Annotated in this window: 19 protein-coding genes; 7 read left to right on the top strand and 12 right to left on the bottom strand. The window is 70.2% G+C overall.

Going from position 1 to position 20,599, the window contains the following annotated elements; translation table 11 throughout:
• Positions 1-26: 26 nt before the first annotated feature.
• Positions 27-1,712: a DNA polymerase/3'-5' exonuclease PolX gene (gene polX, locus HHX33_RS21815; RefSeq protein WP_182876248.1), complete on the top strand. Its 1,686-nt coding sequence runs from the start codon at positions 27-29 to the stop codon at positions 1,710-1,712.
• A 22-nt stretch (positions 1,713-1,734) separates the two neighbouring features.
• Here polX and HHX33_RS21810 read toward each other — a convergent pair whose 3' ends face one another.
• Positions 1,735-2,637, bottom strand: a complete 903-nt coding sequence (locus HHX33_RS21810; protein ID WP_182876247.1) for a helix-turn-helix domain-containing protein — start codon at positions 2,635-2,637, stop codon at positions 1,735-1,737.
• A gap of 290 nt (positions 2,638-2,927) precedes the next feature.
• Between HHX33_RS21810 and HHX33_RS21805 the strand changes: the two genes are divergently transcribed.
• Entirely contained in the window at positions 2,928-4,547 is a 1,620-nt protein-coding gene (locus tag HHX33_RS21805; RefSeq protein ID WP_182876246.1) for a WS/DGAT/MGAT family O-acyltransferase, read from the top strand.
• Positions 4,548-4,637: 90 nt separating this feature from the next.
• On the opposite strand, the gene HHX33_RS21800 is transcribed toward HHX33_RS21805, so the two are convergent.
• A complete protein-coding gene (locus HHX33_RS21800) occupies positions 4,638-5,204 on the bottom strand; it encodes a TetR/AcrR family transcriptional regulator (protein WP_182876245.1) in 567 nt (188 codons plus the stop codon).
• Between the two features lie 115 nt (positions 5,205-5,319).
• Between HHX33_RS21800 and HHX33_RS21795 the strand changes: the two genes are divergently transcribed.
• Together HHX33_RS21795 and HHX33_RS21790 are read left to right on the top strand one after the other, a co-directional pair.
• Entirely contained in the window at positions 5,320-6,081 is a 762-nt protein-coding gene (locus tag HHX33_RS21795; RefSeq protein ID WP_182876244.1) for an SDR family NAD(P)-dependent oxidoreductase, read from the top strand.
• Between the two features lie 11 nt (positions 6,082-6,092).
• Positions 6,093-7,064, top strand: coding sequence for an alpha/beta hydrolase fold domain-containing protein (locus HHX33_RS21790; protein WP_182876243.1), 972 nt, complete (start codon positions 6,093-6,095; stop codon positions 7,062-7,064).
• Between the two features lie 52 nt (positions 7,065-7,116).
• Here HHX33_RS21790 and HHX33_RS21785 read toward each other — a convergent pair whose 3' ends face one another.
• The 7 genes from HHX33_RS21785 to HHX33_RS21755 all read right to left on the bottom strand — a co-directional run bounded on the left by HHX33_RS21785 (position 7,117) and on the right by HHX33_RS21755 (position 13,986).
• Entirely contained in the window at positions 7,117-7,716 is a 600-nt protein-coding gene (locus HHX33_RS21785; protein ID WP_182876242.1) for a TetR/AcrR family transcriptional regulator, read from the bottom strand.
• Positions 7,717-7,915: 199 nt separating this feature from the next.
• On the bottom strand, positions 7,916-9,514 hold the full coding sequence (locus tag HHX33_RS21780; protein ID WP_182876241.1) for a cation acetate symporter: 1,599 nt from the start codon (positions 9,512-9,514) through the stop codon (positions 7,916-7,918).
• The gene (locus tag HHX33_RS21775) at positions 9,511-9,855 is read right to left on the bottom strand and encodes a DUF485 domain-containing protein (protein ID WP_182876240.1); all 345 of its coding nucleotides are present in this window, start codon (positions 9,853-9,855) and stop codon (positions 9,511-9,513) included. Before HHX33_RS21775 ends, HHX33_RS21780 begins: the two co-directional genes overlap by 4 nt.
• A 178-nt stretch (positions 9,856-10,033) precedes the next feature.
• Positions 10,034-11,509, bottom strand: a complete 1,476-nt coding sequence (locus HHX33_RS21770) for a cation acetate symporter (RefSeq protein ID WP_310741472.1) — start codon at positions 11,507-11,509, stop codon at positions 10,034-10,036.
• Positions 11,510-11,601: 92 nt separating this feature from the next.
• On the bottom strand, positions 11,602-11,973 hold the full coding sequence (locus HHX33_RS21765; RefSeq protein ID WP_182876239.1) for a hypothetical protein: 372 nt from the start codon (positions 11,971-11,973) through the stop codon (positions 11,602-11,604).
• On the bottom strand, positions 11,970-12,719 hold the full coding sequence (locus HHX33_RS21760; protein ID WP_117409605.1) for a LytR/AlgR family response regulator transcription factor: 750 nt from the start codon (positions 12,717-12,719) through the stop codon (positions 11,970-11,972). Before HHX33_RS21760 ends, HHX33_RS21765 begins: the two co-directional genes overlap by 4 nt.
• Before the next feature lie 85 nt (positions 12,720-12,804).
• Positions 12,805-13,986 carry a sensor histidine kinase gene (locus HHX33_RS21755; RefSeq protein ID WP_117409583.1) on the bottom strand — a complete coding sequence of 394 codons (1,182 nt, stop codon included), beginning with the start codon at positions 13,984-13,986 and terminating at the stop codon, positions 12,805-12,807.
• A gap of 141 nt (positions 13,987-14,127) precedes the next feature.
• On the opposite strand from HHX33_RS21755, the gene HHX33_RS21750 reads away from it, so the two are divergent.
• Both HHX33_RS21750 and HHX33_RS35075 read left to right on the top strand, forming a co-directional pair.
• Positions 14,128-14,589: a hypothetical protein gene (locus HHX33_RS21750; RefSeq protein ID WP_182876238.1), complete on the top strand. Its 462-nt coding sequence runs from the start codon at positions 14,128-14,130 to the stop codon at positions 14,587-14,589.
• Between the two features lie 125 nt (positions 14,590-14,714).
• Positions 14,715-14,927 (top strand): hypothetical protein, encoded by a 213-nt coding sequence (locus HHX33_RS35075; protein WP_220502067.1) that lies wholly within the window; start codon positions 14,715-14,717, stop codon positions 14,925-14,927.
• A 135-nt stretch (positions 14,928-15,062) separates the two neighbouring features.
• Here the strand turns inward: HHX33_RS35075 and HHX33_RS21740 are convergent, their stop codons facing one another.
• From HHX33_RS21740 to HHX33_RS21730, 3 genes are all read right to left on the bottom strand, one after another.
• Positions 15,063-15,485, bottom strand: coding sequence for an HIT family protein (locus HHX33_RS21740; protein ID WP_396785359.1), 423 nt, complete (start codon positions 15,483-15,485; stop codon positions 15,063-15,065).
• A gap of 119 nt (positions 15,486-15,604) precedes the next feature.
• The gene (locus HHX33_RS21735; RefSeq protein WP_138460107.1) at positions 15,605-16,126 is read right to left on the bottom strand and encodes a phospholipase; all 522 of its coding nucleotides are present in this window, start codon (positions 16,124-16,126) and stop codon (positions 15,605-15,607) included.
• A gap of 300 nt (positions 16,127-16,426) precedes the next feature.
• Positions 16,427-18,811, bottom strand: coding sequence for a tetratricopeptide repeat protein (locus tag HHX33_RS21730; RefSeq protein ID WP_182876236.1), 2,385 nt, complete (start codon positions 18,809-18,811; stop codon positions 16,427-16,429).
• A 371-nt stretch (positions 18,812-19,182) separates the two neighbouring features.
• Between HHX33_RS21730 and HHX33_RS21725 the strand changes: the two genes are divergently transcribed.
• Positions 19,183-20,139, top strand: a complete 957-nt coding sequence (locus tag HHX33_RS21725) for a helix-turn-helix domain-containing protein (RefSeq protein ID WP_310741471.1) — start codon at positions 19,183-19,185, stop codon at positions 20,137-20,139.
• Positions 20,140-20,599 lie beyond the last annotated feature (460 nt).

The raw sequence follows: 20,599 nt of genomic DNA, 5'->3' as shown, positions 1-20,599 counted from the left end.
CGTACGGCTGCCGTACGCTGGCGGACATGGGACGGGCCAATGACGAGGCGGCCGCGGCGCTGCAGGAGTACGCCGAGCTTTTCGCGCTGAACGGCGGGGACGCGTTCCGGGTGCGCAGCTACCAGAAGGCGGCCAAGTCGATCGCGGGGTTCCCCGGAGACCTCGGCGAGACCGACGTCCGGTCGATCCCCGGGGTGGGCGAGGCCATCGCCAAGAAGGTCGAGGAGTTCCTCGCGCGGGGCAGCTTCCGGCAGCTCGACGACCTGCGCGCGCGGGTGCCTGAGGGGGTGCGCAGGCTGACCCGGATCCCCTCGCTCGGCCCGAAGAAGGCGCTGTTCCTGTTCCAGGAGCTGGGCATCGACTCCCCCGCCGCCCTGGCCGAGGCCATCCGGGCCGGCCGCCTCGGCGGCGTGCGCGGGTTCGGCGCCAGGACCGAGGAGAACCTGCTCAAGGGCATCGAGCACATGGAGCGGTCGGGCGACCGGGTCCACCTCGGGATCGCGACGGACCTCGCCGAGCGGGTCGTCGCCTCGCTGCCCGCCGAGCGGATCGCCGTCGCGGGGTCGCTGCGGCGGATGCGCGAGACGATCGGCGACATCGACGTCCTCGCCGTCGGCGACCCCGGCCTGATGGACCTGTTCGCCCGGCAGCCGTACGTCACCGAGGTCATCGCGAAGGGCGAGCGGAAGACCTCGGTGCGGACCGACCGCGGCCTGCAGGTCGATCTGCGGCTGGTCCCGGCCGAGTCGTGGGGCGCCGCGATGGTCTACTTCACCGGCAGCAAGGAGCACAACGTCCGCATCCGGGAGATGGCGGTCAGGAAGGGCTGGAAGCTCTCGGAGTACGGCCTGTTCGACGGGGAGCGGCTGATCGCGTCGGAGACCGAGGAGGACATCTACCAGGCGCTCGGCATGCGGTGGGTGCCTCCCACGCTGCGTGAGGACGGCGGGGAGGTGGAGGCCGCGCTGCGCGGCGAGCTGCCGCGCCTGGTGGAGCTGGGCGACCTGCGGGGCGACCTGCACACTCACACCGACCTCACCGACGGGATCGCCTCGCTGGAGGACATGGTCGCCGCCGCGGCCGCCCGGGGCTACTCCTACTACGCGGTGACCGACCACGCGCCCGACCTCGTCATGCAGCGGATGACGCTCGACAAGGCCCTCGCCCAGCGGGCCCGCATCGCCGACCTTCAGGCGAAATATCCGGACATGCGGTTGCTGCACGGCAGCGAGCTGAACATCGCCCCCGACGGCTCGGTGGACTGGCCGGCCGAGGTGCTGGCCGGGTTCGACGTCTGCGTGGCCTCGGTGCACTCGCACTTCACCCAGTCGCGGGAGGAGATGACCCGCCGTTTCGTCACGGCCTGCGAGAACCCGCGCGTCCACGTCATCGGTCACCCCACGACCCGGAAGATCGGCAAGCGGCCTCCGGTGGACGCCGACTGGGACGCCGTGTTCCGCGCCGCCGCCCGGACCGGCACGATCATGGAGATCGACTCCTATCCCGACCGGGCCGATCTGCCCTCCGATCTCGTACGGCTCGCGCGCCACCACGGCGTGACGTTCTCCATCGACAGCGACTCCCACGCCATCCCGCATCTGGCCCACCAGAGGTACGGCGTGGGCATCGCCCAGCGGGCCTGGCTCACGCCGGACGACGTCGTCAACACCTGGCCGCTCGACCGGCTGCTGGCCCGTCTCGGCGGCCGGTGACCGGATCTCGGGTCCCCCGGCCTCAGATCTCCCGGAGGATCGCGTGGAGCAGGGACTCGGTGTTCCCGGCCGGCTCGGCCTGCACGCTGAGCTCGCTCATCACGACGGTGTAGTCGTCGACGTCCTCCTGCTTGTCGAGGTAGAGAGCGCCGCTCAGCTGCTCCAGGTAGACGACGTCGGAGAGATCGGGCTCGGCGAACCGCAGGATCGTGAAGGAACCCCCGGCGGCGGCGTGACCACCGGCCCGGAACGGCAGGATCTGCAGGGTCACGTCCGGGCGCGCGGAGACCTCGATCAGGCGCTTGATCTGGCCGCGCTGCACGGCCCGGCCGCCGACTGGACGGCGGAGCGCCGCCTCGTCCATGACGGACCACAGCCGGGGCCCGTCGGGGTGGTCGAGCAGCCGCTGACGCCGCAGGCGGAGGCTGACCCGGCGGTCGATGTCGGATATCGACGCCCTTCTGTGGCGTACGCGGAAGACCGCGCGGGCGTACTCCTCGGTCTGCAACAGGTCGTTGACGAACTGCGCCTCGAAGGTGCGGATGGTGGAGGCGGCCTCCTCCAGCCCGACGTACGGCCCGAACCAGCTGGGCAGCAGGTCGTTGTACTGGTGCCACCAGCCGGGCACGGCGGCCTGCCGCGCCAGTTCCAGCATCGTCTCCCGCTCGGCGCTGTCGGTGACGCCGTAGAGGGTGAGCAGTTCGGCCAGGTCGTGCTGCTTGAAGGGAATGCGGCCGAGCTCCAACCGGCAGATCTTGGAGTTGGAGGCGCGGATCGCCCGCCCCGCCTCGTCCCGGCTGATGTTCCTGCTCTCACGGAGGCGGCGTAACTGCCCGCCGAGCATCATGCGCAGGACCGTCGGTCCGCCCCGCGGCTGAGCCGGTCGTCCGTCCGTGAAGGTCGTCCCCGCTCCAGCCGAGATCATCTCTGTCCTCTCCTCGCTCCGCACGTGGCGCATGGCCAAGTGATGCGCCTGTACCGGCGCTTTCGAACAACCATGTCATATCGGATCACCATTCGTGAGGCGGCGGCTGTAACCGGTTGCAAGGGAATCCTGACCGGCCGCGATCGTCTGGCCCAGGTCACGGCCACACCTCGACATCCCCCGGCGGCACCCGGGAGAAATGCGGCGGTAACGCGCCACTGCCATGATGGTCACGGTACGCAGGCGAGTGATCGCCGAGCGCCGGGGAGGAGTGCCAGGAGGATGACGAGATGCGCCAGCTGACGGCACTCGACGCGCAGTTCCTGTCCGTGGAGTCGGCGACGACCGCGGCCCACGTGGCCGGCGTGGCCGTCTTCGACCCGTCCTCCTCGCCCTCGGGGATCCTGACCCGCGAGGCCCTGCTCACCCTGCTGCGCGAGCGGCTGCACCTCGCCGCGCCGTTGCGGATGCGGCTGGCCGACGTGCCCTTCGGCCTGGACCGGCCGTACTGGATCGACGACCCGGACGTGGACCTCGGCGCGCACGTGCACGAGACCACCCTGCCCGCGCCGGGCGGCGAAGGGGAGCTCGCGGCGTACGTGGCGGACGTCCACGCGCGGCGGCTCGACCGGAGCCGCCCGCTGTGGGAGGCGCACCTCATCGACGGCCTGGCCGGCGGGCGGGTCGCCCTCTACATGAAGGTGCACCACTGCGCGATCGACGGCGTGACGGGGTCGGAGATCCTGACGGCGCTGCTCGACCCCTCACCGCAACCGCGCCTCGTGAAGGCGCCCGCGTCCCCGAGCCCCGCGCCGCCGCAGCCGCCCGGGCTGCTCGCGATGCTCGCCGGGGCGATCACCCGGACGATCGTGCAGCCGGTGGAGGCGCTCTGCTCGCTCGCCCGCGCCGCCGCCGACCTGGACGCGATCCCGGTGCTGTCGGCGCTGCCCGACGCGCGGCTGGTGGCCCAGGCGGCCCGAGCGCTCGCGGGAGACCCGCGCCGACTGCCGGAGATGCCGCCGCTGGCCGCGCCGCGCACGCCGTTCAACGGCCCTATCTCGGCGGCGCGCGCGGTCGCGTTCGGGTCGGTGCCGCTCGCGGAGGTCAGAAGGGTGGCCAGGGCCTTCGGCATGGGCCCGAACGACGTGGTCATGACGCTGTGCGCCTCGGCGCTGCGACGCTGGCTCCTCGCGCACGACGCGCTGCCCGACCGGCCACTGGTCGCCGCCGTGCCGGTCGCGCTGCGCGCCGCGGCGGCATCGCCCGGCACGGCGGACGGCACGGCGGACGGGCGGGTCGGCAACCGCATCTCGGCGATGATCACGCCGCTCGCGACCGACGTCGCCCGTCCCGGGGAGCGCCTGGCGGCCGTACGCGCCGCGCTGGGCGCCGCCAAGCGGCGTTTCGCCGTCTCCCACCGCAGCTGGCTGGACGACGTGTGCGCGATGGTGCCGAACGCGTTCGCCGCGCTGGCCACGCCGCTCGTGTTCCGGCTCGCGGGAGTGGCGGGGGCGGGCGTGAACCTCGTCGTGTCGAACGTGCCCGGCCCGCGCCGGCCTCTCTACCTGTGCGGCGCGCGGATGCTCTCCTATCACCCGTTGTCGGTGGTCACCGACGCCACCGGCGGGATCAGCATCACCTGCGCGTCGTACGACGACCGGCTGGACTTCGGCGTCGTCGTGTGCCCCACCCGGGTGCCGGACGTGTGGAGCGTGACCGGCCACCTGCGCGAGGCGATGGACGAGCTCGTCGCGTTGCTCGACGACCCCTCCCGAGACGAGGCCCCGGACGACGCGAGCCCGCGGGACGGGCTCGGGCACGACCCCGCCCCCGCCGTAAGGCAGACCGCGCAGGAGAAGCAGCGGGAGGAGCGGGAGAACGAGAAACGGGAGGACATGGTGCCGGCCTGATCTGACGCAGAACCGCTCGCCGCCCCACTCATCGCCGCTCATTGTGCGGATACAGCGAAACGCCATCGACACGCGAGGAAGCCAGGCCGGTCACTTCAGGGCGTTTGCGGCGAGCCGTAGATCGGTGAAGGTCCGGTCGAGGTGGGTGTGCAGATCGTCGGAGCGGTCGGCTCCCCACCGACGGATGGCGATCGAGTAGGCGTCCATGCCCACCTGGGCACACAGGGCCGCGAGCGGCTCGGCGACGCCGCGGGCCCGGAGGGCGTCGGTGAGCGCGGCGACGAGGGCCGCGCTCTTGGCCAGCGCCCGTTCCTGCAGGGCCGGCGTGGCGGCGATGACCGGCGCCCGCCGCTGGGTGATGGGGAGGTTGCCTTCGATCAGCGGCACGGTCTGGTGGAACGCGGCCCGCAGGGTGGGCAGTGGTTTCGTGCCGGCCGGCACTGCTGCGACCGCGCCCGTCAGCAGGTCCCGTAGCTGCGTCTCGCCGTCGAAGAAGACCTCACGCTTGTCGGCGAAGTGGCGAAAAAAGGTCCGCTCGGTGACCCCGGCGCGGGCGGCGATGTCCCCGGTCGTGGTTTTGTCGTAGCCACGCTCCAGATACAGCTCGAGCGCGGCCTCCTGGAGTCGCAGCCGCACCTCATCCCCGTTCCGTGGCACGGTTTTGACGCTACCACAAGCGTCTGTGACTGACACATATTGCGTCAGTCACTGATGCAATATAGAGTCAGTTACTGACGTAAATGCGTCAGTAACTGACGTTAAGAAGGTCACCGTGGAACAGCGTTTCACCGGCAAGACAGTCGTGGTCACCGGAGCCAGCTCCGGCATCGGCGAGGGCATCGCGCGGCGGTTCGCCGCCGAAGGGGCCAACCTCGTCCTCGCCGCGCGGCGCAAGGACCCGTTGGAAGCCCTCGCGGCCGAGTTCGGCACCCACCGTGCGCTCCCGGTCGCTACCGACGTCACCAGCCAGGACGAGGTACAGGCGATGATCGACGCCGGCGCCGCCCGGTTCGGCGGCATCGACGTCCTGGTTTCCAACGCCGGCGTCGGCCTCGGCAAGGAGTTCGCGGAGACGACGCTGGCGGACTGGCGGCTGGTCATGTGCACCGACGTCGACAGTTGCTTCTTCGGCGCGCAGGCGGCGCTGCCGTACCTGAAGGACAGCCGCGGCAGCGTCGTCCAGATCGCCTCGGCCTCCGGCCTCGGCGGCGACCGCCGGCTCACCGCCTACAACGCGGCCAAGGGTGCGGTCGTGAACTTCACCCGCGGGCTCGCCTTCGACCTCGGCCAGTTCGGTATCCGGGTGAACACCGTCGCCCCGTCGCTGACCGGACCGGAAGAACTGGCGACGAGGCACGCCGACCTGATCGAACGCTTCAACCAGCGCCGGGCAATCGCCGGCTTCAGCACCCCAGCCGACGTCGCCGCCGCAGTCAGCTTCCTGGCCTCGGACGACGCCCGTTTCATCACGGGCGCCATCCTGCCCGTCGACGGCGGCATCACCGCCGGCAGCGGCCAGCCCTCCCTGTTCTGAAAGGACCTCCCATGCCTGGAACCATCGACGCGCTCGACCCGGAACTCGCCGCCGCGTTCGCCGCGATGCCCAAGGCCGCGAACGGCACCCTGCTCGAACTCTCCGACATCCCGGGCCTGCGTGCGCGATTGCGCGCGGCCCGCGCCCAGTCGGCCCCGACCCCGGCGGACCCGCGGGTCACGATCGAGACGCTGCGCATCCCCCGAGCCGATCGGACCGAACTCGAGGTGGTCCTCTATCGCCCAGCCGGTGCCGAGCACGCCCTCCCGGCCCTGGTCTGGTTCCACGCCGGAGCCCAAGTCCTCGGCGACAACGCCCGCGACGACGACGCCTACCACTCCGCTCTGGCCCTGCACCTCGACTGCGTCCTGGCCGCCGTTGCCTACCGGCTCGCCCCGGAGACCCCGGCTCCCGGTGCCGCCGAGGACGGCTACCTCGCCTACACCCACCTCACCGAGCACGCTGTCGAGCACCGGATCGACCCGCACCGGATCGGGCTCGCCGGTGCCAGCGGCGGCGGAGCACCCGCCGCGGCCACCGCGCTCATGGTGCGCGACCGGCAGGCTGTACGGCCGTGCTCGCTGTCCCTGCTCTACCCGATGCTCGACGACCGCCTGGAGACGCCGTCGAGCTTCGAGGCCATCTCCGAGGTGGTCTTCTCCCGTCCGGACATCCGGCTCGCGTGGGCCGCGGTCCTGGGCGACCGATTGGGCACGGACGACGTGCACCCGTACTCCGCGCCCGGCCGGGCCACAAACCTCGCCGACCTGCCGGACACATTCGTCGCCGTCGCCCAGTTCGATTTGCTGCGGGACGAGGGCATCGACTTCGCCCGCAGGCTGACCGCCGTCGGTGTGCCGGTCGACCTGCACCTCTACGCTCGGGCGTTCCACGCCTGGGACCGCTTCGCGGCCACGTCGACCCTAACCCACTCGTTCGAGCAGACCTGGCACACCTTCCTCCGCCGCAACTTGCACGGCTGAGCGGCGAACTGACCAGATGGACAGAGGTACGCCATGGGTATTCAGAGCCGGGTCACCCCAGGGCTCGGGCGATCAGTTCCGCGACCGCGTCGGGGTCGATGTGGTGGCCGGTGAGCAGGCAGATGCTCTCCTGGTAGAGCAGGACCGCGGCGAAGGTGGCGGCGGCGGCCTCCACCCGGGCGGCGTCGCCGCGCCCGCCCGGCAGGGCGAGCTCCAGGGCGAACCTGGCCCTTCGGATGATCTCGCTGTTGAGACGGCCCAGCCGTTCCCGTACGGACAGGTGGGTGTCGGCCTCCCGGAACAGGATGCGCCGCATCGCGGGGGACGCCCGCAGCGGCAGCCCGCGGGCGAGACGCGACAGCGTGCCCGCCGCGTCGCCGGGCAGGGCCTCGACCTCCTCCTCCGTGACGACCGTGCGCTCGTCCACCAGCGAGACCAGCACGTCGATCTTGCGCGGGAAGTAGTGGAAGACCAGTCCCTTGGGCACCCCGGCGAGCTCGGCGATCCGCGCCGTCGGCGTCGCCTCGTAGCCGCCGCCCGCGAACAGTTCCTCGGCGGCGTCGAGGATGCGGGTGCGGGCGTCGCCGTCCTGCGGGCGTGCCCTTCTCCGGGAACGGGACCAGGCCTTGGCGGTCTGGAGGGGGTGGTCCACGGACCGAACCCTAACCAGAGCGGGTGCTCCAGCACCATGACGCGAGGGACAGGGCAGTCATACGCCCGGCCGCGGGCGGGTGGCTCGCGGCCGGGCGTACGGGGGCGTCGGCGGGGTGCGGCCGGCGTCCCATGTCAGTGCGTCACCTCGGCGGCTCGACTCAGCGGCTCACCTCAGTGACCCGCGTAAGTGGCTCGCGTCAGTGACCGGTGGCCTGCTCGGCGCCGATGCCGGTGAGCGACCGGACCTCGATCTCGGCGTACTTCGACGCGCTGTACTCCTTGCTCAGGATCGTGCCGAGGTATCCGCACAGGAAGCCGATCGGGATCGAGAAGATGCCGGGGTTCGACAGCGCGATCAGGTGGAAGTCCACGTCGGGGAACATCGCCGTCTTCGCGCCGGAGACGACCGGCGAGAAGATCACCATCACCAGGGCGGTGATCAGGCCGCCGTAGATGGCCGAGACCGCACCCGCGGTGTTGAACCTCTTCCAGAACAGGCTGTAGAGGATCGCGGGCAGGTTGCCCGACGCGGCGACCGCGAAGGCCAGCGAGACGAGGAAGGCCACGTTGAGCGACTGGGCGAAGATGCTCAGCGCGATCGCGACCGCGCCGATCACGAAGGCGGCGATCCGGGCGACCACGACCTCCTGCCGGTCGGTCACCTGGCCGCGCTTGAACACGTGGGCGTACAGGTCGTGGGCGAAGCTGGAGGACGAGGCGAGCGTGAGCCCGGCGACGACCGCGAGGATCGTGGCGAACGCGACCGCCGCGATGACCGCGAGCAGCACCGTGCCGCCGACGTCGCCGAAGACCTGCGTGCCGATCTCCTTCGCGAGCAGCGGCGCCGCCGTGTTGCCCGACTTGTCGATCTGCCCGTGGACCAGGGCCGCCGCGCCGAAGCCGAGGACCAGCGTCAGCAGGTAGAAGACGCCGATGATGCCGATGCCCCACAGGACCGACTTGCGGGCGTCCCTGGCGGTCGGCACGGTGTAGAAGCGGATGAGGACGTGCGGCAGACCGGCCGTGCCGAGAACCAGGGCCAGGCCGAGGCTGATCAGGTCGATCTTGCCCCAGATGCCCTGTGCCTCGGTGCCGTACTTGAGGCCGGGCTTGAGGAACGCCTCACCCTTGCCGCTCGCACCGGCGGCGTCGCCGAGCAGGCCGGACAGGTTGAAGCCGAACTTGCCCAGCACGAGCAGGGTGATGAGCGCGGCGCCGACCATCAGCATGACGGCCTTGACGATCTGCACCCAGGTGGTGCCCTTCATGCCGCCGAAGACGACGTAGACGATCATCAGCAGGCCGACCGCGATGATCGTCCAGACCTTGCCGGTCTGCGAGGTGACGCCCAGCAGCAGCCCGACCAGGGAGCCCGCGCCGACCATCTGCGCGAGCAGGTAGAAGATGCTGACGACGATCGTGGACACTCCGGCCGCCGTACGGACAGGGCGCGGCGACATCCGGAACGCCAGCACGTCGGCCATCGTGTACTTGCCGGAGTTGCGCATGAGCTCGGCGACGAGCAGCAGCGCGACCAGCCAGGCGACGAGGAAGCCGATCGAGTAGAGGAAGCCGTCGTAGCCCGACAGCGCGATGATGCCGGCGATGCCGAGGAACGACGCGGCCGACATGTAGTCGCCGCCGATCGCCAGGCCGTTCTGCAGGCCGCTGAACGAGCGGCCGCCCGCGTAGAAGTCGGACGCGGTCTTGGTGTTGCGGCTCGCCCAGAACGTGATGCCGAGCGTGCCGGCGACGAAGACCACGAAGAGGATCGTGGACAGGGTCTCATGGCTCACTTGGCGCCCTCCCCGATCTCGTCGCGGCTCTCGGCCCCGGCGCGCAGCTCGTCGGCGATCGGGTCGAGCTTGGCCGCCGCGTGCCGTGAGTACGCCCAGGCGATCAGGAACGTCGAGACGAACTGCAGCACGCCGAAGACGAGGGCGACGTTGATGTTGCCGAACAGCTTGGTGCCCATGAAGTCCCGGGCGAAGCCGGACAGAAGCACATAGAGGAGGTACCACACCAGGAAGGCGATGGTCATGGGGAAGGCCCAGGACCGGTAGCGGCGACGCAGCTCCTGGAACTGCTCACCCGCCTGTATACGTTCATAGACCGATGGATCGTGCTGGACGGTCACAAGATCTCCTTGGGCAAGTGATCTGAATCACCACAACGTAGGAGCGTGGTGCGCCCGCCGACGAGCCCCGGGGGCCGCCGCGTCGCCCAGCCGTACCGCCCGATCGTTCACATGGCGCGACGATGCGACGAATGGTCGGTTGCGCGCGCCGAACGGCCGACCGGCGCGGGGAAACCGGTCACATGTGACGAGGACGCCAGTCGCCGCGGTCGACGTTCAGCGTCTCCGGCGTGTGCAGGCGGACCATCGTGCGCGCCACGCCGCGCGGCACCCGTGAGGGCGTCAGCAGCGACACCGTCACCATGACCGTGAACGACACGGGCACCGTCCAGGCGGCCGGCTCGGCCAGCAGCGAGCCCGCCCAGCCGGTGTGCGGGCCACCGCTGATCGTCACCACCACGGCGGCGCAGGCGAGCCCTCCCCCGGCCAGCAGTCCGGCGAACGCCCCCGTCGTGGTCAGCCTGCGCCACCAGATGCCGAGCACGAGCAGCGGGCAGAACGACGAGGCGGCCACGGCGAACGCGAGCCCCACCACGGTCGCCACCGGAAGCGATCTCGCCGCGCCCGCCAGCGCGAACGGCACGACCACCGCGAGCACGGTCGCGTAGCGGAACGAGCGCACCCCGCCGCGCAGGATGTCCTGCGCGATCACCCCGGCGACCGACACCGTCAGCCCCGACGAGGTGGACAGGAACGCCGCGAACGCGCCCGCCGTCACCAGCGCCGTGAGGAACTCGCCCACCGGGCCGCCGACCAGCCGCCCGGGCAGGGTGAGGACCACGGTGTCGCCCGCCGGCATGCCGTAGACGTGACCGAGGTATCCGTACACGGCGGGCATCACGTAGAAGGCGCCGAGCAGGGTGAGCACGACCAGCGTGGTGCGGCGCGCGGCCCGGCCGTCGGGGTTGGTGTAGAAGCGGACGAGCACGTGCGGCAGTCCCATGGTCCCGAGGAATGTCGCCAGGATCATCGAGTACGTCTCGTACACCGGGTGGTCGCGGCCGTGCAGCGGCAGCGCCCACTCGTCTCCGGCGGCGAGCCCCGGCGCGCCGCCGGACCACCAGGCCATCAGCATGAACACCAGCGGCAGGGCCAGCGCGCTGAGCTTCAGCCAGTACTGGAACGCCTGCACGAAGGTGATCGACCGCATGCCGCCCGACAGCACGTTCGCCGCCACCACCGCCGCCACCAGCAGGCTGCCCGCCCACGGCGGCGCCCCCGTGATCGTACGGAAGACCAGCCCGGCGCTCTGGAACTGCGGCATGAGGTAGAGCCAGCCGATCAGCACGACGAGGACGCTCGACAGCCGCCGCACGGCCATCGACTCCAGCCGCGCCTCGGCGAAGTCGGGCAGCGTGTAGGCCCCCGAACGGCGGAGCGGCGCCGACACCAGCACCAGCAGCACGAGGTAGCCGCCGGTCCAGCCGACCGGCAGCCACAGCATGTCGGCGCCGAACGTGAGGATGAGCCCCGCGACGCCGAGGAACGAGGCCGCCGACAGGTACTCCCCGCCGATCGCCGAGGCGTTCCACAGCGGCGACACGGTGCGGGACGCGACGTAGAAGTCCGAGGTGGTGCGGGACATGCGGATACCGAACGCGCCGATGAGGACGGTCGCCAGCAGCACCACGCCGACGGCGGCGATCTGGCCCACCTACGCTCCGTTCTCTCTCACCGGCGCACCGTGCTCACCGGCGCACCGGCGCACCGTGCTCACCGGCACGGTCCTCACCCGGCGCACGGTCCTCACCGGCGCTCCACGAGGTCGGCGAAGTCGCGTTCGTTACGCTCGGCCTGCCGGACGTAAAGCCAGGCCCCGACGACGAGCGCGGGGTAGATCAGCCCGGCGAGGACCACCCACGGCAGCGGCAGCCCGAACAGGTCGGCCGCGCGCAGTTCCGGGGCCAGCAGGAACAGCAGCGGCAGCCCGCCCACCACGCACGCCAGCACCGTGCACACGAAAAGGGCCAGCCGGAACTGCGTGCGCACCAGTGAGCGCATGTAGACCTCACCCAGGTGGGTCTGCTCGTCGATCTCCCGGGTGAGCGGATGGCGGCGCCGGCGCGCCGCCGCCGTGCGCGGGCTGGTCACCGTCACCCGGCGCGGTCTGCCCGTCACCGGGCCTGGCCCTTGCGCGCCCGGCGGACGAGCAGGTCGCGTAACTCCCGGGTGTGCCGCCGGCTCACCGGGATCTCGGTGTCCCCCACGCGCACCACGCACTTGCCCGAGTCGATGTGCAGTTCGTCGATGTGCCTGACCGCGACGAGATGGCTGCGGTGCACCCGCAGGAACCCGGCCGACGCCCAGCGCTCCTCCAGCGTCGCCAGCGGGATGCGGACCAGATGGCTGCCGGTCGCGGTGTGCAGCCGCGCGTAGTCGCCCTGCGCCTCGACGTACCGCACCTCGGTGCTGGCCACGAACCGGGTCACTCCGCCCAGCTCGACCGGGATGGTGTCGGCCTGCGGCCCCTCACCCGGCTCTCCGCGGCTGCCGCAGACCCGGCGGATCGCCTCCGCGAGCCGCTCCGGCCGTACGGGTTTGAGCAGGTAGTCCTCGGCCTTGAGCTCGAAGGCGTCCACGGCGTGGTCATCGTACGCCGTGACGAACACGATCTTCGGCGGCCGGGTGAACTGGGTCAGCAGCCGGCCCAGCACCACTCCGTCCAGCCCGCGCATCCGGATGTCGAGGAACACCGCGTCGACCGGCCTGCCGTCCGCGATGGCGCGGTCGAGCAGCTTGAGCGCCGCGGCGCCGTCGCGGGCGGTCAGCACCTCGCCGATGCGGGGGTCCGCTCTGAGCAGGTAGGCGACGTCCTCCAGCGCGGGCTGCTCGTCGTCCACAGCCAGGACCCGCAGGCCGCTCACGATCACCCCTTTCACCGGCCGATGCTCTAGAGGGTGATGACCAGGACGACCGGAAGTCAACGTTTGCGCGTGTCACGAGACGGTGTCAGAGCACCGACACCCCGGGGTGGTATTTGGGGATCCGCACGGTGACCTTGGTGCCCGCGCCGGGGCCGGTCTCGACGACCAGCCCGTACTCGTCGCCGTAGACCTGGCGCAGCCGCTCGTCCACGTTGGCCACCCCGATGCCGCCCGCCCCCGAGCGGTCCTCCCCGGCCAGCGCGCGCCGCAGCCGTTCGGGGTCCATGCCGACGCCGTCGTCCTCGACCGTGATGCCGCACTCGGCGCCGTCGTCCTCGGCGATGATCGTGATCCGGCCGGCGCCGGGCTTCGCCTCCAGGCCGTGCCTCACGGCGTTCTCCACCAGCGGCTGCAGGCACAGGAACGGCACCGCCACCGGCAGGACCTCCGGGGCGATGCGCAACGTCACCAGAAGCTGGTCGCCGAACCGGGCCCGCTCCAGGGTGAGGTAGCGGTCGATGGACCGCAGTTCCTCGGCCAGCGTCGTGAAGTCGCCGTGCCGCCGGAAGGAGTATCGGGTGAAGTCGGCGAACTCCAGCAGCAGCTCCCTGGCCTGCTCGGGGTCGCTGCGGACGAACGACGCGATCGTGGTCAGCGAGTTGTAGATGAAGTGCGGGGATATCTGCGCCCGCAGCGCCCGCACCTCGGCCTCCATCAGCATCGTCCGGGACCGGTCGAGCTCGGCCAGCTCAAGCTGGGAGTCGACCCACCGCGCGACCTCCTGCGCCGCCCGCACCAGCCCGGCCGAGGCGTGGTCGCCGTACGCCGCGAGCGAGCCGACCACCCGGTCGTCGGTGGTGAGCGGGACGACCACGGCGTGCCGGACGGGACACTCGGGCAGCGCGCAGGCGAGCGCCCGCACCTGGGTGCGGCCGTCCTTCAGCGTCTCCGCCGCGTGCTCGAACGCGTCGGCGGCGTGGTGGTCGCCCGCGCCGTCGTACACGAGCAGTTCCTCGCCGTTGGTGATGGCGATGGCCGGGGAGCCGAGCAGCTCACGCAGGTGCCGCGACGCCTTGAGCGCGCCGGCCTGGGTGAGCCCGGCGCGCAGCGGCGGCGCGGCCAGCGACGCGGTGTGCAGCGTCTCGAAGGTCGCCCGCTCCGCGGGGCTGCTGCCGAGGTCGCGCCGCCCGCGCAGAACCCGCCAGAGCACGACGGCCGGCACACTGACGAGTACGGCGACGACGAGCGCCGTGACGACCGGTTCCACGCCGCCGCAGCCTACCCCCCGTCACCCGCACGGCTTGAGCATCAGCCCCGGCGCTACAGGTCCTGCAGATCCAGCTGTGCGGTATCAGCGGGCGCCGGGCGGGGACCAGCATATCTGAACTACTTCAGATATGCTGGTCACATGAGTACGAGAAGGGTTCCCTACAGCGCCTTCCTTCGCGGTCCTTCGCAGGTGCTTCCCTCACTCGACAGCGCCGACGTCATCCTTGAGCGACGCGACGACGAAGACCTCGTACTGATGCGCGCGGAGCGTTTCGAGGCGGGGGCGGCCAGCCTGCGCATCGCTGCCCGCGCTTTGGCGATCGTCGCGCGCCGGAACAACAGCCTCGCCGAAGATGTCCTGGCCGAGGAACTCCCCTGGCTCACCTGGCTTCCGGACACTGAGCGTCCTGCCTGTGTGAGCGAGCTGCTCAACCACCTGATCGCCGGGGCGGACACAGGAGAGCTGCTCCCGTTCGCGCGTGCGTTGACGGCCTGGCGATCGACTGCCGTGGTGTGGAGTGATCCGGAACTGGCCCGGGAATTGCAGGGTCCCTTCCCTGGTGACGGTCCCGAGGTCCCTCGTCCATCCGAGAGTTCGTGATGCCGGGGCGCGGTGACGACGTCCCACGGCCGAATCCCTGGACAGTACGGTTCGCTGATCGTCGCGCGGCTGAAGGCTGGACACATCTCCTTCGCCACGCCGCTGAGAATCTCGACCGAGCGTGGGTGGCCATCACTGCCAATCCGCGTCGTGTGGACAGCCGTCAGCACCGGCTCAAGGGCTCCCTCGGTACCGTGAAAATGGTCGGCGTAGTGCTGGAGCAGTGGCAGTACGAAGCAACCTCGGGTGGACGTATCTTGTACGCGATCGATGACGGCGAGCGCACGATCTGGATCACCCGGGCTGGGGCGGGACACCCCAGGCAGACCGATGCGTGAGAGAGTTTCCGGGTGCCGCCGGACCGGCCGGGAGCGCACAGCCGCACGTCCAGGGCGAGGTCGACGGTGCGCCGGCGGCCGGCAGGACGAGGCGGGCGAGGGTGCGCACGGACACCGTCCGGTCCGGCGTCTCACTCAGTCGCCGGCGTCCAGCGCGGCGCGGATGCGGGCGGCGTAGTCCGCGATCTCGGCGTCGCCGTCGTACTTGACGCGGGGCCAGAAGAAGCCGCGCAGGCCGTCCTTGCGGTTGCGCGGCACGACGTGGACGTGCAGGTGGGGGACGCTCTGGCTGACCCGGTTGTTCATCGCGACGAACGTGCCGGCCGCGCCGATGCCCGCCTCGACCGCCCGCGTGACGGCCTGGACCCGGGCGAAGAACGGCCCGACCTCCTCCGGCGGAAGGTCCGGGAGGGTCTCGACGTGGCCGCGCGGGACGACGAGCACGTGCCCCTTGAACACCGGGCGGGTGTCGAGGAAGGCGGCGGCGACCTCGTCGTCCAGCACCACCCGCGCGGGCCGCTCCCCCGCCACGATCTCACAGAACACGCAGCCGTCCACGAGACCCATTCTGGATCACGCACGGGCTCGTGGACGTGCCACGCGGAGGCCGGGCACCGCCGCCGCCTTCCCGCCGCCGCCTTCCCGCGGCCGGCGTACGGCGGATGCCCGGCCGGGGATCACTCCTGGGCGTTCTTCGCGGCCTGCTGAGCGTCCTTCTGGACCCGTTCGATCTGGTCCTGCGTGACGTTCAGCGCGCCGAACTGCTTGACCGCCTGGTAGTAGGTCCAGGCGAGGCCGTCGCAGGTGCTCTTGCTGACGCCGGAGTATCCCGCGCAGACCTGCCGCATGTCGAAGTAGAAGCCGTCGTCCACATGCGACTTGTTGCCGGAGAACTGGTTCACGGCCTTGTAGTTGCGGTAGCCGAAGTCGTGCCGGCGGCAGGGCATCCTGAAGTCGAACCCGAGCGGCTGGTCGGGACTGCTGGAGCACAGGTCCGTCGACCAGTCGAAGGCGTAGGCGGCCCAGGCCGCCTGGTCCTGCCAGGCCGAGCGCCAGCTGGCGGCGCTGGAGGCGGTGGGCTGGGTGAAGGTGGACAGTGCCGCGAGCTTCTGTTCGAGGGTCACGGCGTGTGCGGGGAGAGGCGACGCGAGTAACGCGGCGAAGGACAGGGCGGCGGCGGTGAGGGCGCGTTTGACCATGGGCTCTGCCTTTGGGTGGGGGGTGCTCTCACGGCAGGAATCTGCCACCGCCCAAGAATGAGCCCATATATCCGGAAATTCTCGCGCCAGACCAAATCGAGATGACAGCGGACGTTCGTGAACAATCGCCCTTTACAGCAATGATGGATTCTTGTAATCGGACTCCTGCCCTTTACCGGCCGGCCCGGATCTGTTCATTGTCCGCACCCGCGGTCGCCGCCCGGTTCGGCGTACGCGGCCTGGCCACAGCGTCCCTCAGCCAGTGGCGACATCCGGAGCCGCCTTGTGATGGACGGGAGATCAGACAAGGGTGGCGAAGTTGCTCATGCGCTCCCGCAGAAGGAGAGCTTCCTTGACCCGTTGCTGCCTTTGCAGCAGGTCGAGTGCCTGCTGCCAGACCTGGAGGGCGTCAGCGTATCGGCTGAGCGCGGCATAGACGTCACCGAGGCTGGCGAGGGATTCCGCCTCCCCTCTGGTGTTGCCGACTCCGCGATACGTCGTCAATGCCTGACCGTAGTAGGTCAAGGATTCGGCGTGTTTCCCATTGCTCTGCGCGATCAGGCCGAGACTGTGCAAGGTGTCCGCTTCACCGTCCGGATGCTCATGCCGGCGGAACAGGGCGAGAGCCCGCCGACAGCTCGCCTCGGCCTCTTCGTAACGCCGGAGTCCGGCGCAGATCCAGCCGATCGCGTTCAGGGCCCGCGCCTCCTCCACCAGATCGGAGATACTCCGGAAGAGCGTAAGCGCCTGACGCGCGTGGACCAGCGCCCGTTCCAGGTCGCCGTACCGTTCCCACCCCACCGCGAGCGCGTAATGGGTTCGGGCCTCCTCCCCCGTCACACCGCCCGATCTGGCGCAGACCAGGGCCAGGTCAAGTTGCTCGAAAGCATCGTCGCCCTGGCGTTCCGCCGTGTATGCCTGACCGAGATAGCGATGCGCCATCGCCTGCATGGCCAGGTCTTTTCCTATTTCCGCCGCCTCCAGCCCAAGCTGCCAGACGGCCAGCTGATCGCGGCTCCGCCTGCGACGCGCGTGAAAGGTGACCAGCGTGCGAGCCAGCTGCCATACCTGCGGATACCACCCTCGGCGCATCGCGACCTGCTGCATCTCGATGAGGCGGGGGTGTTCGAGGTCGAACCAGGCCATCGCCTCCGCCGTGTCGCGAAGCGGCTGAGGCGCGCATCCCGCCGACGGCGGGGCGAGGGCGACCGGTGGACGGCGTGAGTCCAGCAGCCGGTCCGCCGCGTAGGCGGTGTGAAGGTAATGATCGACCAGCCGGCGCAGCGCCGCGTCGCGGCTCTTACGCCGCGACCTCGGCTGTGCCCCGTCCGCGCTGTACAGGTGAACCAGATCATGCATGCGGTAGCGGCCCGGTACGTACTGGTGCACCAGCGATGTGTCCTCCAGTTGCTGCAGCAACTCCCGGCACGTCGCCAAGGGTGTGGCGGTCAGGCCGGCTACGGCGGCAAGGCCGAGGTCCACGGTGGGAACCGCGCCGAGCAGGTCGAAAACCGTCGCGGCCTGGGGCTCCAGCGCGTGATAAGACCAGGAGAAGACTGCGCGCAGGTCGGTTCTCGCCTCGCCGGCACTCAGGGCGCTGAGCCGGGCAGAGGCATCACGGAGCTCCTGAGCGAGCGCGTCAAGGGGATGGGCGGGATTCGCGGCCGCCCTCGCGGCGACGATGCCCAGCGCCAGAGGCAGGCCGCCGCAGTGCTCGACGAGCGTGTCAAGTGACTGCTGCTGGTCGGCCACGCGCCGTCGGCCCAGATGTCCCGCCAGCATGTCCCGGGCCTCGCGGGCCGAGAGGAGGTCCAGGGTCAGCAGGCGCGCGCCGTGAGTCACGGTGAGGCCTCGTAGCCGGTGCCGGCTGGTCACCAGCACGGTGCATGTGGGGCTGCCGGGTAGCAGCGGGACGACCTGAGTGGTGTCCCGAGCGTTGTCCAAGACGACCAGCATCCGTCGCCCGGCGACGACACTCCGGTAGAGCGCCGCCTGCACGTCGAGGTCTTTCGGCACAGAAGCCGGGGGAACGCCCAGCGCCTCGAGGAAATTCCGCAACGTCACCTGTGGCGCCACCGGCGCCAGTTCCGGACCGTACCCGCGAAGGTCGGCATAGAGCTGCCCGTCGGGAAAACGATCGAGGCGCATGTGTGCCCATTGCAGCGCCAGCGATGTCTTGCCGATGCCGCCGGCACCACCGATCGCGGAGATGACGACGGTCTCACCCCGGTCCTCCGCCGCCTCGTCCAGATGAGCGAGCTCATCCACTCTTCCCGCGAAGAACGCGGGCGGTGCCGGAAGCTGTCGCGGAACCACCGGCCGGTCGGCGCCCGGACCTCTCCCCGTGTGCTGCGACGCGTTCGGCACGCACGGGCTCGAGGCGGCCGAGTCGCCTCGGGCAGGCGCGGCCTGGCGGGCGAGACGGCTTCTTGCCTCCAGCCAGATCGCGACCTCCTCAGCGGGCGCGCAGGCGTGGAGGAAGGCGACCAGCGTCTCCGTCCGTGGCAGCGCCTGCCGGCGCAGGGTGTCGGCGACGGTGCTGCGCGCGAGGACCTCTCCTCGGCGTGCCGCCCGCTCCTCCAGTTGCCGGTACGTGAAGCCCGAGCGCTCCTTGAGCTGCCGTAGTAAAGCGACGAACTCAGCCGCGCTACCCGCCTGGCGCGGGTCCCCCGTTACCGCAGTCATCCCCGCAATGCTTCTGGTCGACTGTGGTCGGCGTCAACCGCGGACCGCGGCGTCCTGTCCGGGCTGTCCGGGACCATCGCCGGACACGACCGTGACCAGGGGCTCCTGTCGCGCTGTGTCCGGGACGGCCGGCGTTCCTTGTGACCGCTCCAGTGCCACGCCGAAGCTGTCAATCAGATGATCGGCAAACGGGGGAGCGCCGGTGTGAGGTCACCGGAAAAGAATGGCCGCGTTCGGGGCGACGGCGCTGTGTTCCTGCCCGGCGCGGAGATTCAGGCCTTTGGCACTGTCGCCGGCAGGCGCGGCCCACGACTGACGGGGTGAGGGAATCGGCGATGCAGGAAACGGTGTTCCGGAGTGAGGATCTCCCCGTGACGGACCGGTTCACGAGGTGGCGCGACATGGCCTGCCAGGCCCATGTGCCCACCATGGTCCGCAGTGAACACGAGAGGGACTTCCGGGCCACGCTGCGCGTGCTCCAGCTCGGCGCGATACAGATATCCTCACTGACCCACCCGTCGTTGCGGGCGGAGCGAACCAGGAAAGGCATCCGGCAGTCCGATCCCGGCACGTACTGCCTGGCGCTTCCGCTCCGCGGCACAGTGCGATTCGCCCAGTCCGGCAGGGAAGCCGAATGCGGCCCGCAGGATCTGATGTTCTACGAGACCTCGCAGCCCTTCCACGGATGGATCGCCCCCCACGACGACGGCGACGTCTCACACATGGTCATCCAGATCTCCAGGGACGCGCTGCCACAGTCCTCCTCCGAGCTCGGCCGGCTCACCGCGGTCCGCCTGCCCGCCCGGGAGGGGATCGGCGCCCTGTTGTCGAACCACCTCCGTGAAACGGTCCGGCAGGCCGGCACTCTGACCCCGGCCGACGCCGCTCGCCTGTCCTCTGTCACTCTGGACCTACTGGGCGCATTGTGCGCTCACCACCTCCATGCCGAGCCCGGCGCCGGCGTAGGGCCGGAGACGCGTCGGCAGGTCCTGCGCGCGCAGATTCACGACTTCATCCAGCGACGGCTCGGCGATTCCAGCCTCACGGCGGACGTCATCGCCTCCGCTCACCACATCTCGACCCGCTACCTCTACACGCTCTTCGACGACCAGGACCTCGGCGTCGCCGGATGGGTACGCCGGCAGAGGCTGGAGCGCTGCCGGCGCGATCTCGGCGACCCCCACCTGCGCTCGCGTCCGATCCGTTCGATAGCGGCCCGCTGGGGTTTCCCCGACAGCGCGCACTTCAGCCGGACCTTCCGCGCCGCCTACGGCAAGTCTCCCCAGGATTACCGGAATTCCGTCCAGTACGACGACGGCTGCGCATGAACCGACAAGAACCGCGCAGACAACGGCAACGACGCCTTGATGGCGAAACAGAACACCGACGCATGAACTCGGGCCTGTTCGCCCGGCACAAGCGTTCATTGCAGAGGTAGTCAACTAGGGTGCGCAAATCGTCAACGACCTTCTGGTCAGTGTTGGGCATATTTAGAGAAGAGATCACCGAAGGGGTGATGTCAGTTGCATCTATCCTCGAAGGGGAAAAAATGCCCAACAAGTTCGCAGTAAGTATTCTCGCAAGCGCAGCACTTGCGGGATCACTCGCAGCGGCGGCTCCTGCTCTCGCCGAAGCGGCCGGCAACGCGAGCACCAGTAGGTGTAAGCATTCACGTCCTGCGCATTTCGGGTTCTGTTGATTGCGCTGTGTGATCGTCTCAAGGTGTGCGTCAGTACGCCTGCTGCCGGAGGATCAGGCCGTGGCGGGATCGGGCGGCATCCAGAGTCT

Source organism: Microbispora sp. H10670, from assembly GCF_014161385.1.
In the GTDB taxonomy this organism is placed as follows: Bacteria; Actinomycetota; Actinomycetes; order Streptosporangiales; family Streptosporangiaceae; genus Microbispora; species Microbispora triticiradicis.
The sequence above is the reverse complement of the archived record's forward strand: the minus strand, read 5'-3'. Positions and strand labels throughout refer to the sequence as shown.

Excerpts from the sequence above, each read along its gene's own strand:
- polX (WP_182876248.1), top strand. The coding sequence starts at position 27 with ATGGGACGGGCCAATGACGAGGCGGCCGCGGCGCTGCAGGAGTACGCC.
- HHX33_RS21810 (WP_182876247.1), bottom strand. The coding sequence starts at position 2,637 with ATGATCTCGGCTGGAGCGGGGACGACCTTCACGGACGGACGACCGGCT.
- HHX33_RS21805 (WP_182876246.1), top strand. The coding sequence starts at position 2,928 with ATGCGCCAGCTGACGGCACTCGACGCGCAGTTCCTGTCCGTGGAGTCG.
- HHX33_RS21790 (WP_182876243.1), top strand. The coding sequence starts at position 6,093 with ATGCCTGGAACCATCGACGCGCTCGACCCGGAACTCGCCGCCGCGTTC.
- HHX33_RS21750 (WP_182876238.1), top strand. The coding sequence starts at position 14,128 with ATGAGTACGAGAAGGGTTCCCTACAGCGCCTTCCTTCGCGGTCCTTCG.
- HHX33_RS21735 (WP_138460107.1), bottom strand. The coding sequence starts at position 16,126 with ATGGTCAAACGCGCCCTCACCGCCGCCGCCCTGTCCTTCGCCGCGTTA.
- HHX33_RS21730 (WP_182876236.1), bottom strand. The coding sequence starts at position 18,811 with ATGACTGCGGTAACGGGGGACCCGCGCCAGGCGGGTAGCGCGGCTGAG.